The sequence below is a fragment of the Candidatus Harpocratesius sp. genome (assembly GCF_054039255.1).
The window spans coordinates 74,602-100,611 of the sequence record NZ_JBPLBG010000034.1; the positions used below are offsets into that span (position 1 = coordinate 74,602).

General features: G+C 29.9%; 17 protein-coding genes. 14 read left to right on the top strand and 3 right to left on the bottom strand.

Annotation, left to right across the window (positions count from 1 at the left end; translation table 11 throughout):
• The first annotated feature begins 94 nt into the window (after nt 1-94).
• Nucleotides 95-589, top strand: coding sequence for a hypothetical protein (locus ACXLDF_RS07910; RefSeq protein ID WP_457557967.1), 495 nt, complete (start codon nt 95-97; stop codon nt 587-589).
• Between the two features lie 310 nt (nt 590-899).
• Nucleotides 900-2,645 (top strand): right-handed parallel beta-helix repeat-containing protein, encoded by a 1,746-nt coding sequence (locus ACXLDF_RS07915; RefSeq protein ID WP_457557968.1) that lies wholly within the window; start codon nt 900-902, stop codon nt 2,643-2,645.
• A 135-nt stretch (nt 2,646-2,780) separates the two neighbouring features.
• Here ACXLDF_RS07915 and ACXLDF_RS07920 read toward each other — a convergent pair whose 3' ends face one another.
• Nucleotides 2,781-5,513 carry an ABC transporter substrate-binding protein gene (locus ACXLDF_RS07920; RefSeq protein WP_457557969.1) on the bottom strand — a complete coding sequence of 911 codons (2,733 nt, stop codon included), beginning with the start codon at nt 5,511-5,513 and terminating at the stop codon, nt 2,781-2,783.
• 250 nt (nt 5,514-5,763) lie between these two features.
• Here ACXLDF_RS07920 and ACXLDF_RS07925 point away from each other — a divergent pair, with 250 nt between their 5' ends.
• Together ACXLDF_RS07925 and ACXLDF_RS07930 are read left to right on the top strand one after the other, a co-directional pair.
• Complete coding sequence (locus ACXLDF_RS07925; RefSeq protein ID WP_457557970.1) at nt 5,764-6,108, top strand: hypothetical protein; 345 nt, start codon at nt 5,764-5,766, stop codon at nt 6,106-6,108.
• 1,092 nt (nt 6,109-7,200) lie between these two features.
• Complete coding sequence (locus ACXLDF_RS07930) at nt 7,201-7,368, top strand: hypothetical protein (protein WP_457557971.1); 168 nt, start codon at nt 7,201-7,203, stop codon at nt 7,366-7,368.
• A gap of 553 nt (nt 7,369-7,921) precedes the next feature.
• Here the strand turns inward: ACXLDF_RS07930 and ACXLDF_RS07935 are convergent.
• Together ACXLDF_RS07935 and ACXLDF_RS07940 are read right to left on the bottom strand one after the other, a co-directional pair.
• On the bottom strand, nt 7,922-10,663 hold the full coding sequence (locus tag ACXLDF_RS07935) for an ABC transporter substrate-binding protein (RefSeq protein WP_457557972.1): 2,742 nt from the start codon (nt 10,661-10,663) through the stop codon (nt 7,922-7,924).
• A 567-nt stretch (nt 10,664-11,230) separates the two neighbouring features.
• The gene (locus tag ACXLDF_RS07940) at nt 11,231-12,892 is read right to left on the bottom strand and encodes an Ig-like domain-containing protein (protein WP_457557973.1); all 1,662 of its coding nucleotides are present in this window, start codon (nt 12,890-12,892) and stop codon (nt 11,231-11,233) included.
• A 568-nt stretch (nt 12,893-13,460) separates the two neighbouring features.
• Between ACXLDF_RS07940 and ACXLDF_RS07945 the strand changes: the two genes are divergently transcribed.
• The 10 genes from ACXLDF_RS07945 to ACXLDF_RS07990 all read left to right on the top strand — a co-directional run bounded on the left by ACXLDF_RS07945 (nt 13,461) and on the right by ACXLDF_RS07990 (nt 25,786).
• A complete protein-coding gene (locus ACXLDF_RS07945; protein ID WP_457557974.1) occupies nt 13,461-14,609 on the top strand; it encodes a hypothetical protein in 1,149 nt (382 codons plus the stop codon).
• Nucleotides 14,610-14,794: 185 nt separating this feature from the next.
• A complete protein-coding gene (locus tag ACXLDF_RS07950) occupies nt 14,795-15,391 on the top strand; it encodes a hypothetical protein (protein WP_457557975.1) in 597 nt (198 codons plus the stop codon).
• Between the two features lie 291 nt (nt 15,392-15,682).
• On the top strand, nt 15,683-15,847 hold the full coding sequence (locus ACXLDF_RS07955; protein WP_457557976.1) for a hypothetical protein: 165 nt from the start codon (nt 15,683-15,685) through the stop codon (nt 15,845-15,847).
• 417 nt (nt 15,848-16,264) lie between these two features.
• Nucleotides 16,265-17,098 (top strand): radical SAM protein, encoded by an 834-nt coding sequence (locus ACXLDF_RS07960; protein WP_457557977.1) that lies wholly within the window; start codon nt 16,265-16,267, stop codon nt 17,096-17,098.
• Between the two features lie 8 nt (nt 17,099-17,106).
• The gene (locus ACXLDF_RS07965; RefSeq protein ID WP_457557978.1) at nt 17,107-17,715 is read left to right on the top strand and encodes a cysteine hydrolase family protein; all 609 of its coding nucleotides are present in this window, start codon (nt 17,107-17,109) and stop codon (nt 17,713-17,715) included.
• Between the two features lie 21 nt (nt 17,716-17,736).
• Nucleotides 17,737-19,200: a DUF362 domain-containing protein gene (locus ACXLDF_RS07970; protein ID WP_457557979.1), complete on the top strand. Its 1,464-nt coding sequence runs from the start codon at nt 17,737-17,739 to the stop codon at nt 19,198-19,200.
• A gap of 170 nt (nt 19,201-19,370) precedes the next feature.
• Nucleotides 19,371-19,691 (top strand): DUF8156 family protein, encoded by a 321-nt coding sequence (locus ACXLDF_RS07975; protein WP_457557980.1) that lies wholly within the window; start codon nt 19,371-19,373, stop codon nt 19,689-19,691.
• A 130-nt stretch (nt 19,692-19,821) separates the two neighbouring features.
• A complete protein-coding gene (locus tag ACXLDF_RS07980; RefSeq protein ID WP_457557981.1) occupies nt 19,822-20,145 on the top strand; it encodes a manganese efflux pump MntP in 324 nt (107 codons plus the stop codon).
• 168 nt (nt 20,146-20,313) lie between these two features.
• Entirely contained in the window at nt 20,314-22,614 is a 2,301-nt protein-coding gene (locus ACXLDF_RS07985) for a hybrid sensor histidine kinase/response regulator (protein ID WP_457557982.1), read from the top strand.
• A 184-nt stretch (nt 22,615-22,798) separates the two neighbouring features.
• Nucleotides 22,799-25,786, top strand: a complete 2,988-nt coding sequence (locus ACXLDF_RS07990) for an ABC transporter permease (RefSeq protein ID WP_457557983.1) — start codon at nt 22,799-22,801, stop codon at nt 25,784-25,786.
• Nucleotides 25,787-26,010: the final 224 nt, after the last annotated feature.

Genomic DNA, 26,010 nt, shown 5'->3' on the forward strand with positions numbered 1-26,010 from the left:
AATTTTCACATTAGTATTTTATCAAAAAGTGATAGTAAATGGCATCCATGAAATTATTTATCTTTCCTTATTTATTTCAAAATAAGTGAATCTTATGAAAATTTGGATATTACATGATTCAAAATATGGAAATGGCAAAAAATTAGCCGAACAATTAAGAAACACTTTTTCATCAAATGCTGAAGTGAAGATGGGACATATTAGCGAAATCTCTCCAGAAATTATTGCACAAAATCTTCCAGATGTATTGATTTTAGGTGGTGCTATTCGCATGTTTCGCGGTGCACTTGCTTCTAAAAAATGGTTAAAAAACCTATCAACTTTACTTCAAAAATCAAATCAAACAATATCAACAGGTATAATATTTCTCACTCACGGCTTACCAACAGAGAAAGTTCAAGGATATGCAAAGCGTTTTTGGAAAAAAATGAGTCGATCACCTGCAATTTTACAAACTTTTCCTAAATGGATAACAGCCAGAGTAAGCTCGCCACAAGGTCCATTTGTCAAAGGTGAAATTGATAATGCACTCAAAATCGCCAGTGAATTCAATTCTTGGATTTTAAATAGAATTACTAATCATAAATAAAGAATTTTTTTCTCTGATTTTCATTTTTGCTCATCATTGTCATTTAAACTATTATGCACTAATCTTTACCTACAATAATTAATTTTTTGATTTTTTTTAAATCAAAGAATATTAAATATTTTCCAGAAAATGCAGGATTTAGGTAGATTAGATTTGTATTACTTAATGATAACATGAATTACTAAAATAGCACAATATTAATGCAATTTTGAACAAATCATATGAGTATTTTAACATTGGAGTAGATAGATTTTTAAGAAAAATTATTTATATCTTATAATAAAAAAAATAGGAAATACTAGAACAAAAAATGAAATTTAAAAACAGTTGTTTATTAATTCTCTTGATTTTCGGAGTAATTTTCAGTTTTTATATAGGAACAATTAGATCATATAATTTAATGTATAATCCTTTAGATTTGGATAATAAAAATATAACAAACATTTTTTCATCCGCCCTACTAGAAGATTCCCCTATATTTATTAATGGAAATGAAGAATTAGCTTCGTTTTGTACAATAGGTAATGGTAGTTCTGATAATCCATATATCATTGAAAATTATAGTATTAATGCTGCTGAATCTGATGGAATTCGAATTCAAAATGTTAATCTATACTTAATTATTCGTAATTGTATTATTGAAAATGGAAGTGTCAATTATCATTGTGGAATTAAGCTTGAAAGTTGTGCACATATAACAATCATGAATAATACATTACTTTACAACCAATATGGAATTTTTTTATACTCATCATATAACAACACAATTATCAATAATATAGCAAAATTCAATTTTTTTGAAGGTATAACGATAGATGAAACAAGTAATTCAAATAATATAATAAATAACACAATTGTTAAAAATGATCATTATGGCATTTTTATTCATAAATCAAGCTTTAATTTTGTCAAAGATAATTTATGCAGAAATAACGGTTTTGACGGTATATCTTTAATAGAATCAAGCAATTCAAACTACTTTTTGTCAAATATTATCGAGGACAATAAGCATAATGGCATTTATATTTATACTTCTTGTATCAATAATACATTTTTTGGAATTACAATCAAAAATAATACATGGGAAGGTATTTATATCGGATTACAATGCAATCAAAACACAATAAAGAAAAATCTTATAACTAATAACATTGGAAGAGGAATTAAAATAGAAAATAATTCGAGCAGTAATTTAATTGTAGATAATATAATTAAAAAAAATAATCGCGAAGGAGTATTAGTTGATAATTCAGATTCGAATATTATAGAAAATAATACAATTTGCGAGCAAATTAATGGACTAAATCTGATTACATCAAGTGCAACTATAATTCATAGTAATTTTCTTGATGATAACAGATATGGAATTTATATTGATCATGCAAGTGGAAATATCATTTGGGAAAATTATTTAATAAATAATTTTGAAGCTAATGCTTATTCTACTTCCACTTCATTTAATCATTGGGACAATGAGACTATTGGCAATTATTGGGGCAATTATTATTCTCTATACCCAAACGCTTCAAACAATGGTAAAATTTGGGATACACCATTTGCAATTAAAGGATCTGTTAATGATTTTGATAAGTTTCCTTTGGTTTTACCTGCACCAAATTCTCCTATTCTTCAAAAAATCGAACCAAATCTTAGCCAAGACGGAAAAATTACCTTAAATTGGAATAAAATACCCAATGCAAAAAAATATCGTATATATTGCTCTTCTCTTTTTATAATTAGCGTTTCAAATTTATCTCCAATCGCCACTACTGGTTCAATATTTTATACAGATAATAGAATTATAAATGGAACTTATTTTTATGTGATAACCGCCATAAACGGTAGCGGGGAGTCAGATATTTCCAATTGTGAGTCCATCCAAGTTGCCATTCCACCTGTTACATCAGATTCTGAAGGATCAAACCCATTTGATAATTTAGATCTGACTAGTTTTTACATTCCAGGATTTTCTGTTGAATTAATCATTCTATGTTCAATTATTTCCATGATAGGAATAATAATGATTATTACAAAGAAATTTCTTATTACCTCCTAAATCTCTTAAATAAATCTTAGTTTTTTTGCTCTTTTAACTCAAAATTGAATATTCTGTTTAGTATATTAATTATAATTATTACAATCTACATGATTAATAAAAGAATAAAAAAAATAATACCAAATTAATTACATATTATCGTTGTTTCTTAAAATAAATTAGTATCATCACAAGAAATGAAATTCCAATCAAAAATCCTTGAGAATAACCTGGGATATTATTTGTGTCTGTATCATCTGTAGATGTATCATCTGTAGATGTATCATCTGTGCTTGTATCATCTGTGCTTGTATCATCAGTTGTTGTATCATCTTCATTCTGTGAATCTGGATAGTCATTTGCATCTACTGGATTTGAACCCGAAAGAACTTCAATTCCATCTCCATATCCATCATTATCAGTATCAAATAATAAAGGATCAGTTCCAAAATCAATCTCAAATCCATCAAGTAAATTATCATTATCAGTATCGACTAAAACAGGACTTGTATGATAAATATTAACTTCTTCTCCGTCTGTCAATCCATCAAAATCAGTATCATTATTTAAAGGATTGCATCCAATTGAAAGTTCAAAAGAATCACTTAAACCATCAAAATCACTATCAATTTCAAGCGGATCTGTATGAAGAATCGTTATTTCAAACTTATCGCTCAACCCATCAGAATCAGAATCATTACTTAAAGCATTAGTTCCATAGATTAAGATTTCATCGCCATCAGAAAGGCCATCGCCATCAGAGTCCCAATTTAGAGCATTAGTTCCATATATAAGTATTTCATCATCGTCAGAAAGATTATCTCCATCAGAATCATTACTTAACGCATTGGTTCCATAGATTAAGATTTCATCATCGTCAGAAAGATTATCTCCATCAGAGTCTGGGTTAAATGCATCTGTTCTGTAGATTAAAATTTCATCACCATCAGAAAGCCCATCTCCATCAGAGTCTGGGTTAAATGCGTCTGTTCCATAGATTAAGATTTCATCGCCATCAGAAAGGCCATCTTCATCAGAATCTGGGTTAAATGCGTCTGTTCCATAGATTAAGATTTCATCGCCATCAGAAAGGCCATCTTCATCAGAATCTGGGTTAAATGCGTCTGTTGAATAGATTTCTATCTCTTCAATATCTTTTAAGCCATCTCCATCAGAATCGCTAAGGACAATATCATAAGCTCTGAAATAATCCATAATATTATATGATATTTTTTTTATTGATACAGAAAATGCATAACTACGACCAATATTGAAAAGCATAAGATATGGCATCAATTCTTCAACGATATAACGTTGTGATTCATAATAAATATTGCGTCTTGCAGTAATATTTGTTTCAGACAATCCATCTTCAATAAGTGATTGAAGATATGGATCATTTACTTGTGCAAAGTTAACTGAACTTGTATTACTCATCAAAGGATTAATCATATTTGATGGATCATTATAATCAGGAGACCATCCCATTACAAATAATTCTACTTGTTCTGGATTGTAAAATAATTTCGTGAGAAATTCACCCCAAGAAATAGGATATAATTTCACGTCAATTCCAATTTCTCGAAGATTCTCCGCAATCATCATTCCAATTTTTTCGCGATAGAGATTTCCATCATTCCATGTATAATTATATGTTGCAATAGGGTCATTTATAGTCTTATTACACCACCAAAAATCATCATAAATGTTAACATCTGAAGGAACAACTCCATTATCGACAAGTATTTGGCGTGCTTTTATAATATCACGTGTGGGATAATCTATATTTGGATTATGATATAATATTCCTTCTGAAACAGGAGAATTAAGCCTAAATCCAGTTATACCACTATTAGGTAAAATTTCATTTATCATTTTGTCATAATCAAATGCAAAGCTAATCGCTTGTCGCATTGATTGGTTAATTTCATTATTGTTCATACCAAGATACATTGTTGTTGAAGTACTATAAGGTTCCGTAACAGTTATATTTGGATTTTCTTGAAACTGATCAAGATAATTTGCATCTGCATTATCTATTAATTGGATATCCCCATTGAGCAATGCTTGATTTTTTAATTCTGGGTCGTCGTATTTTATAAACCTTAATTCTTCAACAGAAGCTCGAGGCCATCCTTGATGATAATCAGCATATGCGCGTAAAATTACTTGTTCATCGGAGTTTTGAATGTCTTGATATGGTCCTGTTCCAATAAGAATATCTGTAGTTGCATCCAATAAATCATTATATGGATAACCAGCATCACTTGGTAGAATATTCGAGCCAGAAAAACATAGAAGAGAAATAAGCGGTATAAATGGGTAATTTAACTTGAAAGTTACTTGAAATTGATTGTCTATTATTGTTTCATTAATTACTAAAGGTGTTCCAGGAAATTGATTTTCGAGGGGTTTATATAACTTACTAATTTGAACTTTCTCAAGGCTAATTAAGTTATTTAACCTATCAAAAGACCATTTTACGTCATCAGCTGTAAAGGCTGAACCATCATGAAAAGTAACACCTTGTTTTAAAGGAACAGTAAATTGTTTTCCGTCTGGGCTCCAAGAACCCATATTTTCAGCCAGGATCGGAATAATTGACATTTCAGGATCCGTAAGATTATAACCAAATAATCCTTCACATACTTGTCCAATTATCCTAAGCGAACCACTATCCCATGCTTGATGAGGATCTAAGTCCCAAATCAGATTTCCCACACCATAATTTAAATATGTCCCATTAGTAATATTTTGTGTTTTTGGTTGAAATGATTTTAAAACCAAAGGTGTTGTTGAAAAATTGCTATTTTCACTTATTGAAAAAAATAACACTGTTAAAATTAGAAAAATAATTAATGATTTTTTGATATTTTTAGGTTTGTTCATTTTTATTCACTTCCTTAATGAATATTCATATTTTTCTATAGATTCAACATTAAATGAATTTATTTTTTAATTACAAAGACTTAAAAAATAACATTTATGAAAAATTCATTACGGAGTAGGTTTGTTTTTATCTATTTTATATCTTTTGTCTCCTTTAAATAGATAAAAATTATTTAATTTATCCTTCGTTTTGAAAAACAATCGATAAAAGTAAATCTTTATATTTTCTGGCAATGTATTTAGAAATACCATGTCTGGTAAATATTTAAATTTAGCAAGAATACTCTCCATCATTGGGGGTTTAATAATGCTAATCATCGGTATTCTTCATCTTTTTGGAGCTTTAGGAATGAATTTATTTGATGTTCCATTAGGTTGGGGTGGTTTAGGATTTCTTAGTGCTGTGGTAAGTGCAATTATACTTATTGTTGTTGGATTTTTAACTTTAATCTCAACAGGAATAATTAAAAAATCCCGTACTAATGTTGGATTTAACGGAATTACAATACTTCTCTTAGGAATTGTTGGATTACTCTTTGGAGGGGGAATTTGGGCAATATTGCTGATTATTGCAGCAATTTTAATGTTGATTTAAGATTTTTTTCTTATAGAATATTTTTCTTAAAAATTTTCCAAATTCCTATGTTCTTAATTTTTGTCTTTTTTTTTGTTTGTTTACATTAAATTTACTTGACAAGATATTAAAACAGGTACGGTTTTAGACACCATATGAAAAGATATATCACAGTTTCCAATGATTTCATTTAAGATTATTAGTTCATCGCGAATCCTAAGGTAAGATAGTAGTAGATCTTTCCACTTTTCAATGGATCTTCTTCCACCAAAATCTATTTAGTATTATATCAGTCATGGGTATTTAAAAATTCTAGTTTTAACATATAAAAAAACAGTCTTCAAGTTTATAATTCTATAGACTTAAATTTCCAATAATCGAGAATTCAAACAGTTTTACGGGGAAAGAAGAATATTCAATTGATAAAACATGTCTTCTATTACAGAGGCGACGATTCCACAATCGACAATCCTAATTTTCCTCAAAGATTTATCTCTTCATGGTGAATTTATTCTTTTGTTAACAAGTTAGTTGGTAAATCTAAAATCGCCTAAAAATTTCGTCCAAGGTTGTATTCATTCTATGATTACATCTTGGTCAAGTTATACGCCACAATTACTAAGTAGTTAAGCGCTTTTGCCTCAGTTTACTTGAACAAACTTTTTACCAATTATTTTCTGGAGAGATTCAAATTAAAAATGAAATTCTACAGCGATGGTATTTGTAAACGGAGATAAGTATCTCGTCAAACGGAAATCGATAAATTTTCAGAAAATTATTAGAAAAAGATGTTCATTATATTTTCAGAAATGTTCTAAATCGTTTAAATCAAGAAATCTGAAGATTAGGTATAGAGGTTCGAAGATGTGTCTTCTGGTCGATAACATGGAATATTCATACTATGGGCAACCTAAACCACCATTTGAAGTGGAAGCTCATAAATAACAAGGACTCCGTAAATTTGGGTTCTTTCAATGCACGGTATTTCACAGATGTGGTATGACTTTGTTTTCTGAGTTCTGATTGCTTCGTTATAAACAATACAGGGCAAAATACATAGGACTTTCTGTGAAATAGCTCAAATTTCAAGGATTTAATCTGAGCTACGCATTAATGACGCGTGAATTTTACTGCGTCTCGCTGATTAAAGAACTAAAAGATCAAAAATTACCAATTCTAATGCCTGCTAAGAAATTTCAAAAAGTAAAACGCCATTATGAGCGAATTTTACTCAGAAATCGAGAGTTAAACGCCATTTATCTATTTTCGCGAGCTAAATAACTAAACTATGGCCGAGTTTAGTTCATGTGCACCTAGTTTTGACTGCTCATGGTAATAAATCCGCTTTACAAATTTGTGAAAGATTTCGAAGAAATCAGATTAGTTTTGATGAGGCAAAGAATGAAATTGAGGGATTTTTCACAACTCTAAAATCTCGCATAAATTTGGCACGATGGAGCCGATGACTTTCGCGAACATATAAAAAACGTTGGTTTGAACAGACAGGATTTGGCATGCTGAATTTCATTCATGAATCGTTAAGAAATCATCATTCATCTGTGTAGTTAACTCAGTTATATCTATGCACATATTTTTTTAATTGTTCGCAATTTTACCGCAAGCAACAAATTAAAATCGACACTAAAATATGAAAAACTAGTTTATCTATGTATTAATCAAATTTGAGACCATATATTGAATAAAAGATGCAAGAAAGTATAAGAAAAAATGTGTAGTTTTTACAAAAAGAAAAAAAGAGGTTATTTTTTGTGAGATAAATCATAACTTTAAAGACTGAATTAAAAAAAGAATTAAAAAAATCTATAATTCGGAATTATCGTTTTTTTTTAATATAAATCAGTATTATAGCAAATAGTGAAATTCCAATAAGAATTCCTTGAGAATAACCAGGAATATTGTCAAATGGTGATGATTGGGAATCGTCAGATGCAGTATCACCTGTAGAAGTGTCATCAGATGCAGTGTTGTCTGTGGAAGTGTCGTTTGTTGTTGTATCATCTTCATTCTGTGAATCTGGATAGTCATTTGCATCTACTGGATTTGAACCCGAAAGAACTTCAATTCCATCTCCATATCCATCATTATCAGTATCAAATAAAAAAGGATCAGTTCCAAAATCAATCTCAAATCCATCAAGTAAATTATCATTATCAGTATCGACTAAAACAGGACTTGTATAATAAATATTAACTTCTTCTCCGTCTGTCAATCCATCAAAATCAGTATCATTATTTAAAGGATTGCATCCAATTAAAAGTTCAAAAGAATCACTTAAACCATCAAAATCACTATCAATTTCAAGCGGATCTGTATGAAGAATCGTGATTTCAAACTTATCGCTTAACCCATCAGAATCAGAATCATTACTTAAAGCATTAGTTCCATAGATTAAGATTTCATTGCCATCAGAAAGGTCATCGCCATCAGAGTCCCAATTTAGTGCATTAGTTCCATAGATTAAGATTTCATCATCGTCAGAAAGATTATCTCCATCAGAATCATTACTTAACGCATTGGTTCCATAGATTAAGATTTCATCATCGTCAGAAAGATTATCTCCATCAGAATCAATACTTAAAGCATTGGTTCCATAGATTAAGATTTCATCGCCATCAGAGAGACCATCTTCATCAGAATCCGGGTTAAATACGTCTGTTCCATAGATTAAGATTTCATCGCCATCAGAGAGGCCATCTCCATCAGAATCGGGGTTAAATGCGTCTGTTCCATAGATTAAGATTTCATCGCCATCAGAAAGGCCATCTTCATCAGAATCTGGGTTAAAAGCGTCTGTTGAATAGATTTCTGTCTCTTCAATATCTTTTAAGCCATCTCCATCTGAATCACTAAGGACTATATCGTAAGCTCTGAAATAATCCATAATATTAAATGATAATTTTTCTATTAATACAGAAAATGCATAAATACGAACAGGTTTGAAAAGCAATATATCTGGCATTAATTCTTCAGTAATATAGCGTTGCATTTCATAATATATATTGCGTCTTGCAGTAGCATTTGTTTCAGATAATCCATCGGCCATAAGCGATTGAAGATATGGATCATTCACTTGTGCAAAGTTTACTGAACTTGTATTACTCATCAAAGGATTAATCATATTTGATGGATCATTATAATCTGGTGTCCATCCTATTATAAATAATTGTAATTGTTCTGGGTGAGAAATTAATTTTGTGAGAAATTCACCCCAAGAAATAGCATATAATTTCACGTCAATTCCAATTTCTCGAAGATTCTCTGCAGTCATCATTCCAATTTTTTCGCGAAAGAGATTTCCCTCATTCCATGTATAATTATATGTTGCAATAGGGTCGTTTATAGCTTTATTATGCCACCAAATATCATCATAAATGTTAACATCTGAAGGAACAACTCCATTATCAACAAGTATTTGACGTGCTTTTGGAACATCATATGTTGGATAATTTAAATTTGGATTATGATATAATATTCCTTCTGGGACAGGAGAAGTAAGTTTAATTCCTATTTGACCAATATCACTTAGAATTTCATTTAGCATTTTGTCATAATCAAATGCAAAGCTAATCGCTTGTCGCATTGATTGGTTAATTTCATTGTTATTCATACCCATAGTAAATTTCGTTGAAGTAAGGTAAGGTTCTGTAACTTTTAAATTCGGGTTTTCTTGATATTGTTCAAGATAATTTGTATCTACATAATCAATTAATTGAACATCTCCATTAAGTAATGCCTGATTTTTTAATTCTGAATCGTCGTATTTTATGAATCTTAATTCTTCAACAGCAGCTCGAGGCCATCCTTGATGATAATTACCATAAGCTCTTAAAATAACTTGATCATCAGTATTTTGAATGTATTGATAAGGTCCTGTTCCGATAAGGATGTCTGTAGTTGTATTCAATAAATCATTATATGGATAAGCAGCATCACTTGGTAGAATATTCGAGCCAGAAAAGCATAGAAGTGGAATAAAAGCCATATAAGGATAATTTAACTTGAAAGTTATTTGATATTGGTTGTCTATTATTGTTTCGTTTATTACCAAAGGTGTTCCAGGAAATTGATTTTCGAGGGGTTTATATAAATTGCTAATTTGAACTTTCTCAAGGCTAATTAGGTTATTTAACCTATCAAAAGACCATTTTACATCATCAGCGGTAAAGGCTGAACCATCATGAAAAGTAACACCTTGTTTTAAAGGAACTGTAAATCGTTTTCCGTCTGGGCTCCAAGAACCCATATTTTCAGCCAGGATCGGAATAATTGACATTTCAGGATCTGTAAGATTATAACTAAATAATCCTTCACATACTTGTCCAATTATCCTAAGCGAACCACTATCCCATGCTTGATGAGGATCTAAGTCCCAAATCAGAGTTCCCACACCATAATTTAAATATGTCCACGGGACAATACTTTGTATTTTTGGTGTAAATGATTTTAACTGTGAAGATTTTGGAGAAAAATTGGTATTATCTTTTATTGATAAGAGTAATACTGATAAAATCAGAAAAATACTTAAAACTTTTTTGAATTTCTTATTTTTATTCATTTTTTTAATTCACTCCATTAATAATATGCTCATTTTCATTTTCACAGAAGAATGGTCTATTTTTTAATTATAGCGAGATGTTATTGATTCCATAAATGAAAAACCAAACACAAAACCATATTGTTTTTCACATATTTATATATTTCTTACTGTTCTGTACTTTTTATCTCTAATTTTTATTTTGCATTAATAAAAAATTATGGAAATTTGAACTAATCTACACTATATCTTCACCTTATTATTAGAATTTTTAATTATTGTTGATAATTTTGCAGAATTTTCCATTAAAAGTTGATTTCCATGAGAATTTCCAAATACCCATGACCGACAAAAATCCTTTTTCATAACAACTCTTTTTTGAAAAATTTATATCGTTTTGAATGTTACTTCATGTATTATGACCCAAACCTGCGAATTTGAAACGATACAATCAAACGAAAGGCAAATCTCTTTTTCAATGACTCTGGTAAATCTATATTTACTGATTTTGTGACTATCTGTTGTTCAAATGAAAAATCTAAAGGAAAGAAAAAAAAAAAAAAGAATCATACTGATATAGATATACTCTTAAGCAAACCAGACATAGTCAGAATAATCAGAAATCAAAGGATACTGCATGTATTCATCACTGGTTGCTCCATCAAAAACGACTTGTCGGGCATAATTAAATGAATCTACTGCATTATATCCATCAGCAACGTGATTGAAAAATGCATTTGAGAATATACCTTCATTTGGTAGACTTCCAACTGCATAAGCATTATGTGTTTGGTCAGAAGTAGACATTGCTAAATATGGGGCAGCTTGAAAATCTTCCGGAAAACCACCAGAATGACATGATTCAATAAGAAACGCCTTGCGTACTGTATCAATTCCATCCATTAATGTTCGGAATTGACTTGAATATACAAAGCTACTACTGGGTGCAAACGCGGTATATGAATCAGTTCCATCATTATTTCCATGTCCGAAAAGATAGAAAAATACTGTATCTTCACTTCCAACGTAGTTATCAACAGTGGCAAAATCAGCTGCGAAATCGCTTGTGTCTTCAAAATTGAAAATAACACTATATCCTTCATTTTGTAACACACCCCAATATTCATCAATAATCCACTGTGCACCTGCATCACTAGCCCAGAAGAAAACTGCAATTTTTTCAGGATCTGGATTTGGTTGTAGAGGTTCTTCTACAGTAACTGTCAATTGATAATCACCGGTTCCAGAATATGAACGCACCATTATATACCATGTTCCTGCTCCTGGATTATTAAATGTAACATCTTCTCCTCCACTTGTATATCCGCGCCAATCGTAGGTTGTAGTTGTTGGTTCTGCTCCTAATCTTCCATAAACATCAAAATCTGCACTTCCACAAGTTAAAACTGTTCGCATAGATGTGGCACCATCATTTACAATTATGTACCACATTTCTGTATCGTATTGAGCCGCTAAGTTACTGGTTACTGTTTGCCCGCTTATAAGTTGGTTGTTTGTGCTCCCAGAATTGTCAACGTTAATTGTAATTGAATCTGTTCCAACATTTCCAGCAGCATCATATGCTTCAACAGAAATTGTATGAGAGCCATCTGAAATTGTAGTAGTATCAAGAGACCAAGAATATGGACTTGTAGAATCTTGAACCCATGTTCCTGAATCTAATCTACATTGAACATAATCTACACCGACATTATCTGAAGCACTTGCTGTAATAGAAATTGATCCACTAACAGTCGCTCCATTTGCTGGATCAGTAATTGTCACTGAAGGTGAAACTGTATCTCCTCCAGTACTACCTGAATAATAGGTGACTGTGGCAGTATAACTTGTACTAGATGCATACCATGTATACATACGAACTGCAATATAATAGGTCCCTGCAGTTTGTATATTATAGGAACATGTTTCTGGATTACTGGTTGTATATCCACGTGCTAAATAATTGGTATAATCTGCAGTTGTGCAGATGTAGCAATCAATATCATAGCTATTCCCCCATGAAACAGATAGTTCCATTAGCCCCGGCTCAACATTTTTTACCTCATAATAATCAACTTCATATCGAGCTACGCTACCTGAAAAAGTATCTGTAGTTTGAGTTGCTAAACTAAATGCTCTTGGTGAATTAATTTTGGTTGCAGATACTGATCTTATTGTGATTGTTGAAATCATTGAAACCAAAATCACTGTTGATAACACAAGAGCAAGTTGTATTTTTTTTCCTTTCATATTAATCACATTAACAAATTTTTCCCTTTTCAATCGAAAATTACAATATCTTAATTTAGGAGAAAAGAGATTCCCCCAATTAAGTCAAGAATTATAGTCAAAAGTTTCTAATTTACTAGATTTCTTTTATATCAATTTTTCGCGAATATCTCGTTGTCGTCTTAATTCTCGAATTAATTGTAATTGGTAGTTTATCCAAGTTATATATAAATATTATGGATATTCTACCATCAACCTTGTTTTTTTTTAATTTAGATTTAGCCATTTGTGTTAAATCTGATATGGAAGTTATAAAACTAAATTTTCTTTTTACTACAAATTCGTAATTTTCGAAGAATAGAATTAGAAATTGTTTAAAATAGATAGGTGTTACTATATATTATCATATATGGGCGATCAAACTTCAAGCTAATTAAATGTCACTTAAAAATCAAAACAATGATTGTAAATCCATTTAATTACAATCTAAAATTGCCTATAAACGTAAGAAATGTGAGAATTGTTTACATTATAAAATTAAATTCAAGTAAATAAAAAATTTGTGCCTATATTCGGAATAAAACATCTTGTGGAGAGAAGAAATCTGGATTTCAACTTATTACTAAATTGGATTGGAACATTCTTTATTGGATTAATCGTAATCATTTTGATTGTGAAAGGTGTTAAATATCAATATTATGTTTCGTATCTATTCATTTCAATTACATCTTCCTTTTTAGGTATAACTTTTGAAAATATAATGTATCAATTTGAAAATGCTGGCAATTATAAAATGATGAATTTTATGTTTGCTATTCATATCACTTTTTTTTGTTTCTATCTTTTTTTCATGTTCATGTTTTTAGATTCTTTGGTAAGAGTCACGCCATCAATTGTCAGTTTAGTTTTTGTCTCTAGTTTAGTTTCTATTATGTTTATTGGTGTGTGGTTGCATTTTTTTTATTATCCTACTGTTTCTTATACAGATGATACAATTGTTGTAACTATGGCAAGATTGGCTTATGATATACTTGGATTTTATGTATTCGGTATTCAAGGTGTCATTATTTACATGCAAATATTTAAAAAAACAAAAGAATCTTTAGCATTTGTTTTTATGGGAACTCAATTCTTTATGATGCTCGGATTTATTCCACGGATTTATCGTGAGATTTGGAATTTAGTCTTTTTCCTTCCAAGCAAAAATATTTCACATCTAGACCTAACTGGCTTATCTCCTGTAATGTTAATTTGTAATTTACTCGCTCTTGTATCAATTATTACCTTTTTGATACTTTATATTATCAATATTAAGTATATTATTCGACTTCCGCACGATATCTATTTCTTAGGTATTTATACTTTGTCAGGTTTGAAGATTTACAAAGCAAGTTTTAGAACTTCTAAAGAAAAGATAATTCAAGATAGTATTCTTAGTGGTATCTTTTCAGCATTTCATTCAATTTTTAAATCACTTTTTCAATCAGAGCACCCAATAAAAATGATCCACAGTGATGATTTCTCACTTTTATTCTTTACTGATAATTCTATTATGGTTGTTGTTGCAACTGAACAACCCACTTTAATTTTAGCTAATGCAATGAAACAATTCTTAATACAATTTAATCAAGAATTTCCTTATATTTATAAGGATAATTTCCTTAATTTGGATGGAATTGAAAATACACAACAACTTCTAAAACTACGATTTCCGTTTTTAAAAATAATTAAAGATTGACAAAAAAGGGAAAAAGTTTATTAATTTATATTTGATTGTGCATATTAAGTAGATTCGTGTATATTACTTTTCAATATTCTAAAATTTTTATGATTTCGTTAAGAAACGGAGAAATCTTAAATTATATAAAAAGTATTCTTAAATAAAATAACCAACTAGTTAATGTTAAATCACGTGATGATAAAATGTCGACAAAACAGAAATTTTGTCCTAATTGTGGGGCACAGATGAATGGAAATACAGTTTGTTCCCAATGTGGATTTGATTTTAAGGCTGAATTAGATAAATCTCAAAAGACCAGAACTAGTAATGAACCAGGAACAATTCCTTATGAAAACACTAATGTAAATGTATGGAATACTATTGAGAAATACATGGTATTTATGGGTAAGTGGTCATGGATTGTGCTGATTGCGAATATATTAGCATATTTAATCTACGGAATTATTTCAATCGTAGGGGGTTTTGCATTAAATAGAACATGGGGGACAAATATCGGAGGTGCCGCAATTGCATCTGGTATTTGGATGATAATCGGAGCAATACTTACTGGAATACTTTTGTATTTAATCGTTATTCCCTTTTCAAGGAAAATTGGTGCCAAAAATTACACATTCTTAGTGAATGATGTAATTATCTTAGGAAAACTTCGAATTCCAAAGATGCTTTTATGGGGTATAGTAATCGAAATTTTTAGTCAAGGTTGGGGAGGGTTGTTCATTCTTGTTCCTGCACTTTGTATTTGCTTTTTAGGTCCTGCTTACATGCGATGGCGGGTGTAGATTGGTTTTAAATATTATAAAAAAAAACAGTATACAAATTTAGCATCTTCTCAGCGGCGACAATTTTTTAATTTTACATTTTTTTTTATAGAGATGATATATTAATTGGGAAATAATTCTCGAACTTTTGCCATGCAAAAAAACCTTTCTCTTAACTAATTTTGTTTTTCTTGCTAAATCTGAGAACGAGAACTTCCAGATTGGGCCAATTTTATATGCTTTAACGGAAGGTATAAATAGTGTTTCACATAGAATTAAAATTAATTCTTACCTAGAAAAAAAGGAATTACCATGAGTTCGAAAACTATTGAAGTTCCTAAAACGAAAAGAAATGAGCCCATAAATATTGTAATTGCACCTAAAGATCCAGATGTAATTTTTAAGCTGCAATTTATCTTATTTGTGGCGCTAGAACGGTTGATTTCATACTTTTCGTTTATTTATTCTGTGTTATGAGGCAAGAATAATTGTTGGAATTGTTGGAAACAAAAAAAAACAATCGAGGGATTTTTTCTACTTTTTTTTAATTATTTTTTAAAACAAGAGATTTTATTTAAATATAATGCATGAAATGATCTTCAAAAAGAATTGGAAAAATATGGAAAAAGGAAGATTTTTAAAATATTTAATTTATATTTTAAAAAGCATTTCTTGATTTCTAGATTTTGATGAAGAATTACATTTTAGAATAAAGGGTCCATAAGAAATGAAATATGAATATTTGAATTATTTATCGACTATTTTAAATATATTAACAATTTTTTTATGTGAATAACACAAATGATGATCATGAAAATAAAGTACAAAAAATGCATTAAGCAATTATGAAGATATTTGTGTATTTTAAAATATAATTATGAAGGATACATAAGCATGAAGAATAATCATTTATTTTATAATAAGAAATCACTCTATTTAGGACAAATCCATATTAATCATCGTTGCAACATCATCCCAGAAGCGCGTTGTGCAGATTATTGCTATCAAAATCTCTTTCAAAATCAAGAGATGTCTTTCAATACATTTAAATTGATTCTACAGAAATATCGTCCTCATCAAATTGCTTTAGGCGGCGGTGAACCAACATTACATCCTGAATTTCTGGAATTCATTCAATATGCAAAGGAACAACCATTCTTGAAGCATGTTAACTACACAACTAATGGGGTGAAAATGCCTAAGAATTTCTTTCAAGTAGAACAACTTGTTAGTGGAATATCATTATCATTGGATACTTTACGCTATCCAAACTTGCTAAACGATGGAATTCCACCAGTAATATTAAAGAATCTTAAAATGTATCAAGATTCTGCTATTCAAGTTATTATTAATTTTGTAATATCTGAAGATAATTATTTAGATCTTGAATATTTATGTGATTTTTTAGAAAAATATGATTTACAAATTGTATATCTGCTTTCAATTAAGCGAAAGGCACGTCCATTCAGTCCTTTACGGATACCATTTATTAGAACACTTCACAGCTTTTTAATAAAAGCATTTGAGAAAGGTATTATAGTAGCTAGAGATTGTTGCTTGGCTTCGTACGAATCAAAATCAAATAAATGTAAAGCTGGACAAGAATTTTTAGCTTTTGATACCGATGGAACACCAATGCCGTGTTCTTTTTCATATATTCTCGAAAATTCTCCCTGTCATTTTATCAATGACATACGAACAATATCCTTTTCATCACAAGTAGAATAAGAAAAAAAATGATTGAAAGTAACTTTAGTAAAAATGACAATTTAAAAAAAGCAATTGTTATAGTTGATTTAATTCAAGATTTTTCTCCTATAGAACTAAATCCCAATGCACCATTACCAGTAAATCAATTAACATGGGAAAAAAGAATCAAAATAAATAATTTTATTCAATGGTGCTCTGAAAATCAAACTTTCATTATTTTTATCCGTGATTGTCATTTTCCAGGACAATTTATTAATTCAAAAGAGATTCCACATGCATTAATTAATACACATGGTAGAGAATTCATGAAATGGGTGAATCTTCCAGAAAACTATGTTGAATTTGAAAAACATGGATATGATGCCTTGCAAAACGTTGAATTTCAAAATTTTTTAATGAAAAATAAATTTGATATTATTGGAGTATTTGGAACTTCGTCTGGAGTATGTGTGTATCAAACATGGAAATCTTTAAAGAAATTTATGAATTCAAAAGTTTATTTTATTTATGATTTTTGTGCAGATATATTTCCAAAAAGACATGAACATACAATTTTAAAAATAAAACGATTTTGGCCAGAAAGCATTATTCAAAGTGAGGATTTTATTAATATAAAAAAGCGTACTTTAAAATAAGTATCCATTAATATAAAATTAATGACAATAATCACCAAACCATCAGTTGCAATTGAAAAATTAAAACTTCCAAACGAAAAACACCTTTATCCGCTTCATTTTTCGAAATCTGAGCGCGAACCATTTATTTCTATCCTTCAAAATCATCTGAATAAAATATTTGAACCATTTGTTGATTTTCACCAAAAGATTAATCAAAGAAATGAAATATTAATTAAAGTTAACGGAATTGATGGAAATCCATATTGTTATACTCGTCCATTAGTTTTAGAAGCCACAATTCGATATTTACAAGCATTTGGAAAGAAAAAAATATATGTAATTGAAAATTCAACTCAAGGTAATTTCACACGAATTGTATTTGCAACTGTAGGTTATGATAAAGTATGCAAAAGAACTGGTGCCATACCAATATATTTGGATGAGCTTCCCACTTCTCGCCTTCCTTTCAAACAATCTAATAATTACAATAAAGTAAAAGAAAAAATTAAAAAGATAGAAAATGAAATCAACCAGTCACACAAATATGATCTTCAAACATTTCATTTGCCAAATTTTCTAATTGAAAAATTAATAGATAAAAGAGAAGAAGTAATTTACATAAATCTCCCAAAATTAAAAACGCATTCAATGTCTGGAGTAACTCTTGGGATAAAAAATCAATGGGGATTACCTGTTCACCAAGATCGCAGTGCAGATCATAATTTCAGATTGCACGAGAAGTTGGTAGATGTTTTAGAATACATTCAACCAGATTTTACGCTAATTGAAGGTATTGAAGGCACAGTTCATGGGCATTATCCTGCACAAGCATTGGCAAATGAAATGATAATCCCCTTTAGAATTTTGATTGGAGGAGATAATATTATTGCCACTGATATCGTTGGAGCAAGAATCTTTGGATTAACCCCAGATGAAATTCCACATTTAAAAATTGCAATCAAGAGAGATTTAAGCGATGGAGTTCGTAGTATAGACGATATTCAAGTAATTGGTGATTTAACCCCATATTCAACAAAATATGAGACTGATCTTATCCAAAAATTTCCATCTGATGTAAAATGGATTACAGGTAAAGAATTATGGTGCAAAGAAGGGTGCCGAAATAATCCATTATCTTTACTTCAGATTCTCTATTTAGATTATGGAGGAAAAGGAGGATTTACCTTTGTTGCTGGAAAGGGTTTGGATCTAAAAGAAATCGATAAAATTGAAGGAAAAGTGTTTATTGCTGGGCATTGTGCTCTTGAAGAAGTTAAAGATCGTCTTATTGCTCGATTAGGAAAAAGGAATGTATATTGTAGCGGAGGTTGTAATAACTTAGCAGAGACTACTGCAGCATTATTGTATTTAATGCACGTAGATACAGTAAAATTGGTTCCAATTAACCCGATAAAAGCCATTTTTTTATATATTTTAGCAAAATTACATGGATCAAATTCAAAAGTTCCTCCGATATGGGCTCATTTAATAAAATCAGTCTAATTCTTTTTCATTTTCAGTGCGAATAATTTTTTTAAGAAATTTTTCGTTTTTTGTTAAATAAGTATTGTAAAAAATATTACATAATTTTCTACCATTTTTAATCACGTTCATAAAAATCAAAAAATCTTGTGGGTGTGTCCATTTGAGTATCTGATAGCGTTAATATCTATATGGGTCGTACAATTCCATCATTTCGTCCAGCATTAGAACAAGAGATTCAATCTTGGAAAGAATACAGACGAGGATTAAATCCAGTAGAAAGACCTTTAATGGATAAAATAATGCTTGAAGCTCGAAAACGCTCAGATGCAGGATCGTTAGCCGCCCGTCCGCTGATTTCTGAAGTATTATTTCTTTCAATTTTAATCGGACAACAAAAAGAGATTGAAAAATTAAAGAAACGCTTAGAAAAGATTGAAAGCTATGATGAAAAATCACTTATAACAGAAAAGATGGAAAAAAGGAGAAATTTGACAAATTATTTCAAATGATTCAATTCTTCTTTACAAATTATCATTATTTAAATTTGAATTAGTCCTTTTTGAAAAAATTAATTAATTTCTCTGTATTAAATTAAAGAAAATTGAAATAAAAATATCTGTTGCTGGTAATACTATTTCAATGCTTCTAGTTAGCATCAGCTTAAGTATGGATCGCTTGGCACTTGCTGTTTCTTGTGGATTACAGAATACTCCTCGAAAAATTTATATGTCCATGAAGGTTGCTTTTATTTTTGCAATTATTCAAGCTTTAACTCCAATAATTGGTTATTTTGCTGGAACGTTTTTTGCTAATTTACTTGCTCCTTTTGATCATTGGTTCGCACTATTATTATTAGGATTTATTGGTGGTAGCATGATTAATGAAGGAATAAAAAATCACAAATCTAGCGAATTAATAATTTTAGGAATAAAGGTTATTTTTGAACATCTAAGTGCAATTTAAAATCTTGTAATTTTTCTTTTTTTAATATTTTTTAAGAATTAACTGTTCAATCAAAAATGTATCTCAAATGACATAAGAAGATATATATATTTTTGTATTCTATTCTTTTTATAGAAATTTATTTTAAATTGTATGTATCAACCAATACAATTATTATTGGGGAGAAAAATGATTATAGATTCACTAAGGTCGTATTTTGAATCATCGTTTGATGGTTTTCTAGTAATTGAGCGCAATGGGAAAATTATTTATATAAATTCTCAATTTTTAGAAAAAACAGGATATTCTAAATTTGATCTTTTTCAAATGAATCTAATTGATATTTTCCCTGAAATTAATCTTCATGAAAAGAAAAATTTTTTACATTCATTCGACCTTGAACAAGATTTCTTATCACAATATCTTTCAAATATGCAGAAATCACGAGAATTTAAAGAAGTATCAATAAAAACTAAGATTAATAAAAGAAGTTCTTATATCAAAGTGAAAATAAATGTGTGTGAAATTCTATGGGAAAATGAAAAAAAATATTTAATTTGCATCAGATTTAACCCTTTTATCAATGAAAACAAACAAATTAGCGAAATAACAACTAAAGAAGTTCTAAAATATTTAGATATAGTTGGAGTTATTATATTAGAACTAGATTCTATGGGTAGAATAAAACTGCTGAATAAATTTGGTCAAAATCTATTGGGAGTAACTGAAAATGAAATTATTGGATTATCTTGGTTTGATCATTTTCTTCCAAAGAATGAAGCAACTACCACTCGGGACGTATTTTATCGCTTGATGAAAAATGAAATTGAACCTGTAAAATATCACACTAACTCCATTCTAACAAAAAATAAAGAATTACGTACAATCAAATGGCATAATTCTATTATTCGGAATTCAGAAGGAAAAATTATTGGAACATTAAGTTCTGGGATGGATATAACTAATTTGCTGGAAATTCAACATAATTTAGAAAAAAGTTGCGAATTTCTACGCATAACCTTAAATTCATCCCCAAATGCAATAACGACTACTGATCTCAACGGAATAATTATTAATTGCAATCCAGCAACAGTAGAATTACATCGAGCAAATTCAGAGCATGATGTTATTGGCCTGAATTCATTGGATCTAATAGATGAAAAAGATCAAGATTTAGCTATACATAATATGGAAAAAATACTTAAGACAGGAAATTTAAAAAATGCTTTTTATACATTAAAACGATTCGATGGAACTACTTTTCCAGGCGAAATTTCTGCTAGTGTTATTTATGATTCAAAGAAAAAACCTATTGGTTTTGTAGCAATTACTCGAGATCTCACACATTGGTTAAAAATGGAAGAAATTCAACTGCAAAATCAGAAATATGAAGCACTATCGTTAATGGCAAGTGGAATTGCTCATGATTTAAATAATGCATTAATGATAATTGGTGGGAATTTAAATCTTATTAAAGAAGAATTAGATTCGCCTTCAATTCGGGAAATGTTAGAAGATGTTGAGAATGCAATTAACAATGCGAAGCATACAATCAATTCTTTGATGTTTTATGATAAAAACACATTTTCAAATAAAGAAGTAAATGATATCAACCAGATCATCCATTCTGCAGTCAAATTTGTCTCTCATGGCACCTCATGTATTTTTACATATGATCTCAATAAAAAATTACCTCTTGTAATATGTAATAAAAGTCAAATTTCACAAGTACTCATCAATATTTTAATTAATGCAGAACAATCCATGCTAAATGGGGGTGAAATTCATATTAAATCTTATATAATTCCAGCAGATGAAATAATAAAAAAATACTCTACCAAAATTGAGAAAATTCAAGATTATGTTGCAATCTCAATTACTGATCAAGGTGAAGGAATTAAGCCAGAAATCGCTTCACGAATTTTTGATCCCTATTTTTCAACAAAATCAACTGGAACAGGAATTGGACTTCCCACTTCCCTTTCAATTATCAAAAAACATGAGGGCTATTTGTTCTTTACCAGTTCTCTTGAATTTGGAACAACATTTTTTATTTTATTACCTTTAAATTCTAATGTAAATATAAAAAGAAAAAAAATATTACCTGATAAAAAAGAAAAAATATTTCCTAGCAAGCGCATCTTAATAATGGAGGATAACAATAAAATCCAAAAAATAATCTTGAAAATGATGAAAACCCTCGAAATAGCAGCAAATATCGTTTCAAATAGTAAATCATGTATTGAAGCGTATCAAATAGCAATGAATAAAAAAGAACCATTTGATTTAGTAATTTTAGATAATATTATCATTGGAGGAATAACAGGAAAAGAAACTTTGAAGGAATTACAGAAAATTGATCCTTCAGTTAAAGCAGTTATTTCAAGTGGAACTTTAATTCCTAATTTCGCAGATTTTGGTTTTATTGGTCAAATTCAAAAGCCTTATGTTTTGGAAAAATTAAGAGATCTTTTCAATCAAACATTGTAAAAAATCGTCATAATTTTAATATTAAAGTTCATGATTTTAGGAAAAGATTTGTAAAGAAGTGATCAACTATCGCTTCCGCACCAAAGGTTCCTCACACTTTTTATATTGTAGAAAATTATCGAATTCAATATTGATTTCATCAAAATTCTTTATTACCCCATAATCTTTATAAACAGGTGCTTAAATGACATTTTTCTCTTCAATTCAATATACATTCCAACAATTTTGGAGGAATCCGAAAAGATCCTCATCAATTATGCTCGGAATAATTGTAAGTATCACTTTAATCAGCGGAATTTTCGTTGCAAGTTCAGGATTAATGAAATATGGAATTTCTAATGGATTAAATGATATTCAATTTGATTTTATTCTTGATATTTCTACAGAACATTCAATCTCAGAAATAGAAGGTGGTTTTAATTCAGTAAAGAGTGAGAGTGATGATCTAGGAGTACTTAATCAATTGATTCCGACAGTTACGAGAGTTTTTTTAAAAGAACCTCCAACAAATTCGTTTCTTCCTGAATCAATAAGAAATCAAAGAGGAATTGCAATTGAAGTAAATGAAACATATTCGCCAGACTCAACGGTCAATAATTCAATAGATCAATTTACAATTATGGGAATTAACCCAGAAAATCTTGCTAATAATGAGTTTAAGAATATGTTCTCTTTTCAAAACTCGTTTTCATATGAATTAGGACCAAATGAAGTATTAATCGACTCAGAAATGGCACTTTTATATAATCTTTCCATGGGTGATTCATTCAATGCATTTTCATTTTGGCAAGATTCATCAATTTACAATTATACTGGATTAAAAGTAGCAGGAATTTTTGAAATTCAAGATTTTAATCAGATGCTTACTGCTTTTTTTCCGGATGATTATCAACTTACCCTAACTTCAAAAAATAAAAATAGTGGGTTAATCAATACGATTCTTTCTCAGTATCTACAGCGTTCCTTTATCAATCGCCATTACATTATTGCAGATCTTCTTGATAGTAAAGAAATCATCTCAAAGTTAAGCAGTCCAACTCCACAAAATTTTTCTGAAACTATTAAAACTCGCTATTTAATAACGCTTAATCACGAAAATCTTCCTGTTTTAGACGAAGAAGCATTAAATACATATATTTCCATGTTGAAAAATCAATTAATCCTTACATTGGCTGATCCAGAAATAATTATTACTGATAATGTTTCAGCGATGATTGATGAAATTCAATCCGATCTGGCACTGTTTGAAGTTCTAAGTTTGGTTGTTAGCCTACCAACGGTAATGTTGGGAGTATTTTTAACAGATACTATTTATAAACTTAGCTTAACTCAACGCAGGCGCGAATTAGGATTGCTTAAAACACGAGGAAGCACGAGTCGAGAAAATATTATAATGCTCCTTCAAGAAGCAACACAAATGAGTTTAATTGCAGGAATTATAGGTTCATTTCTTGGATTAGGAACCTCTTATGGAATTGTAAAAATCATCTTGGGAGCTCAATTTTCTGAATTTTTAGAGATGCAAACCTTGCAAATAAGTTTTCCATTAGTTATTGGAGTAACTTTCGCAGGGATAGCAGTTACTCTTATTAGTTTAAGTAAATCTTTTAGAGAAATGAGCCAGCTCACTGTAACCGAATATACAAGTCATTATTCTGAAATAATTGCTCAAAAAACTGAAAAGAGAAAATTTGATTGGATCGCTATCTTGATTGGATTAATACCAATTATTTTAATAGAGTTGGATCTTAGTTCTTCAGTTTCTTCTGGAATACTATCTGTACTCTATAAAGCTTTGAATACTCTTGCAACTGCACTGATGTGGATCTCTCCATTTTTATTAACTTATGGACTAGTCAAACTTTTAATTGGAAGATCAGTCCCTCGGTTATATATAATTTCCCGTTTTTTGGGAAGATTACTAATAGGAGAAAAGGGAGAACTTGTTGCTACTAATATAATTCGAAATCCCCGCCGAACAACCCGTTTGGTATTCATTCTTAGTATAACGGTATGTTTTGGAATCTCTTCTGCAATCATTACTGCCAGTCAAGTCCAATACGAATACGATCAAGCTTATATTCGAACCGGTGCAGATCTTCGAATTCAAACTAATTTGGATGAATGGAAAGATTTTCAAAATACATTATATAATTTTTCAGACGATTTTGCTGCAATAACACCTGTGGGAGCGGTAAGTGCTCAACTATTTGGTTCTGGTCAACAAGTTGTCTATCCCAAGCTTCTCAACGCAACAGAATATAAATCAATCGCAAAGTTAGATGATAGATATTCTCCAGATGGAGATGTAGATGAAGATTTTATTCAACTGAGTGAAAATTTAGATGGTGTGCTGATCTCACAAATTTGGGCAGAAAAGATGGGTTTTAAAATTGGAAATATCATATCGTTAGTTTTTTCCACAATTGAAGGTTTGTATATTTCCATACCTTTCAAAATTGTGGGATATCTTGAAATTTTACCAGGTATTGCTCAACTAAATAGCATCCGGAGTATTTCTGTTGTCGTAAACCGAGATTATGTCGACTCCTATATGCTGGGAAATTATACAGGTCTTTCATTTAATTATTTAATCTCTCTTGTTGAAAATCCATATCTTACTCAAAATGCCACAATTATAGGCCATAACCTCGCAAATACATTCCTTAATGAAATAAAATCAGTTACAATTCTAGAAGAAGTTTTACTTAGCATTCAAGAAAATCATGGTGCAATGATCAGCGCGTTGGATCTAATGGCTTTTCAATTTCCTTTTCTTCTCTTTATTTCTGGTATGGGGATCTTTGTGGTTACCTTTATGACTGTTTTAGAGAAGCGAAGAGAAATGGCTTTAATGCGAGTGAGGGGCGTACTGCGAAGTGATTTATTTAAACTTCAATTTATGGAAGGATTAGTCATATTTTTATTAGGTATCATAGTGGGATCGCTTGGATTTTTAATCGGTTTTATTATGAATCGGCAATTCGATAGCCTAGATCCTTTTAGCCAATTAACAGGAATTCAACGTGAATATATAATTCCAGCAGGTCAAATTGCGATTGAATTTGGATTAATATTGGTTCTCTTTGCAATTGCAACAATTTGGACAACATACCAGGAAACCAAACATTCTGAAATCGGAAAAATAACTGAAATACTTCGTAATGCTTAGTGTTGAATAACACTGTTTACTAAAGCTCAATATTGTTTAAAAAATGTCTATTAATACAGCAATTTGTATAATTGAAAATAACGAAAATAAAAAATTCAAAATCTACTCCATTTTTTTAATTAGTCTAAAATAATGTTGGGAATAAAAAAAAAAACAAGAACAAAAAAAGACTTAAAAACCAATTTAAGTCAATTTCAAAAAAAAAAAAACGAAAAAATGTGATT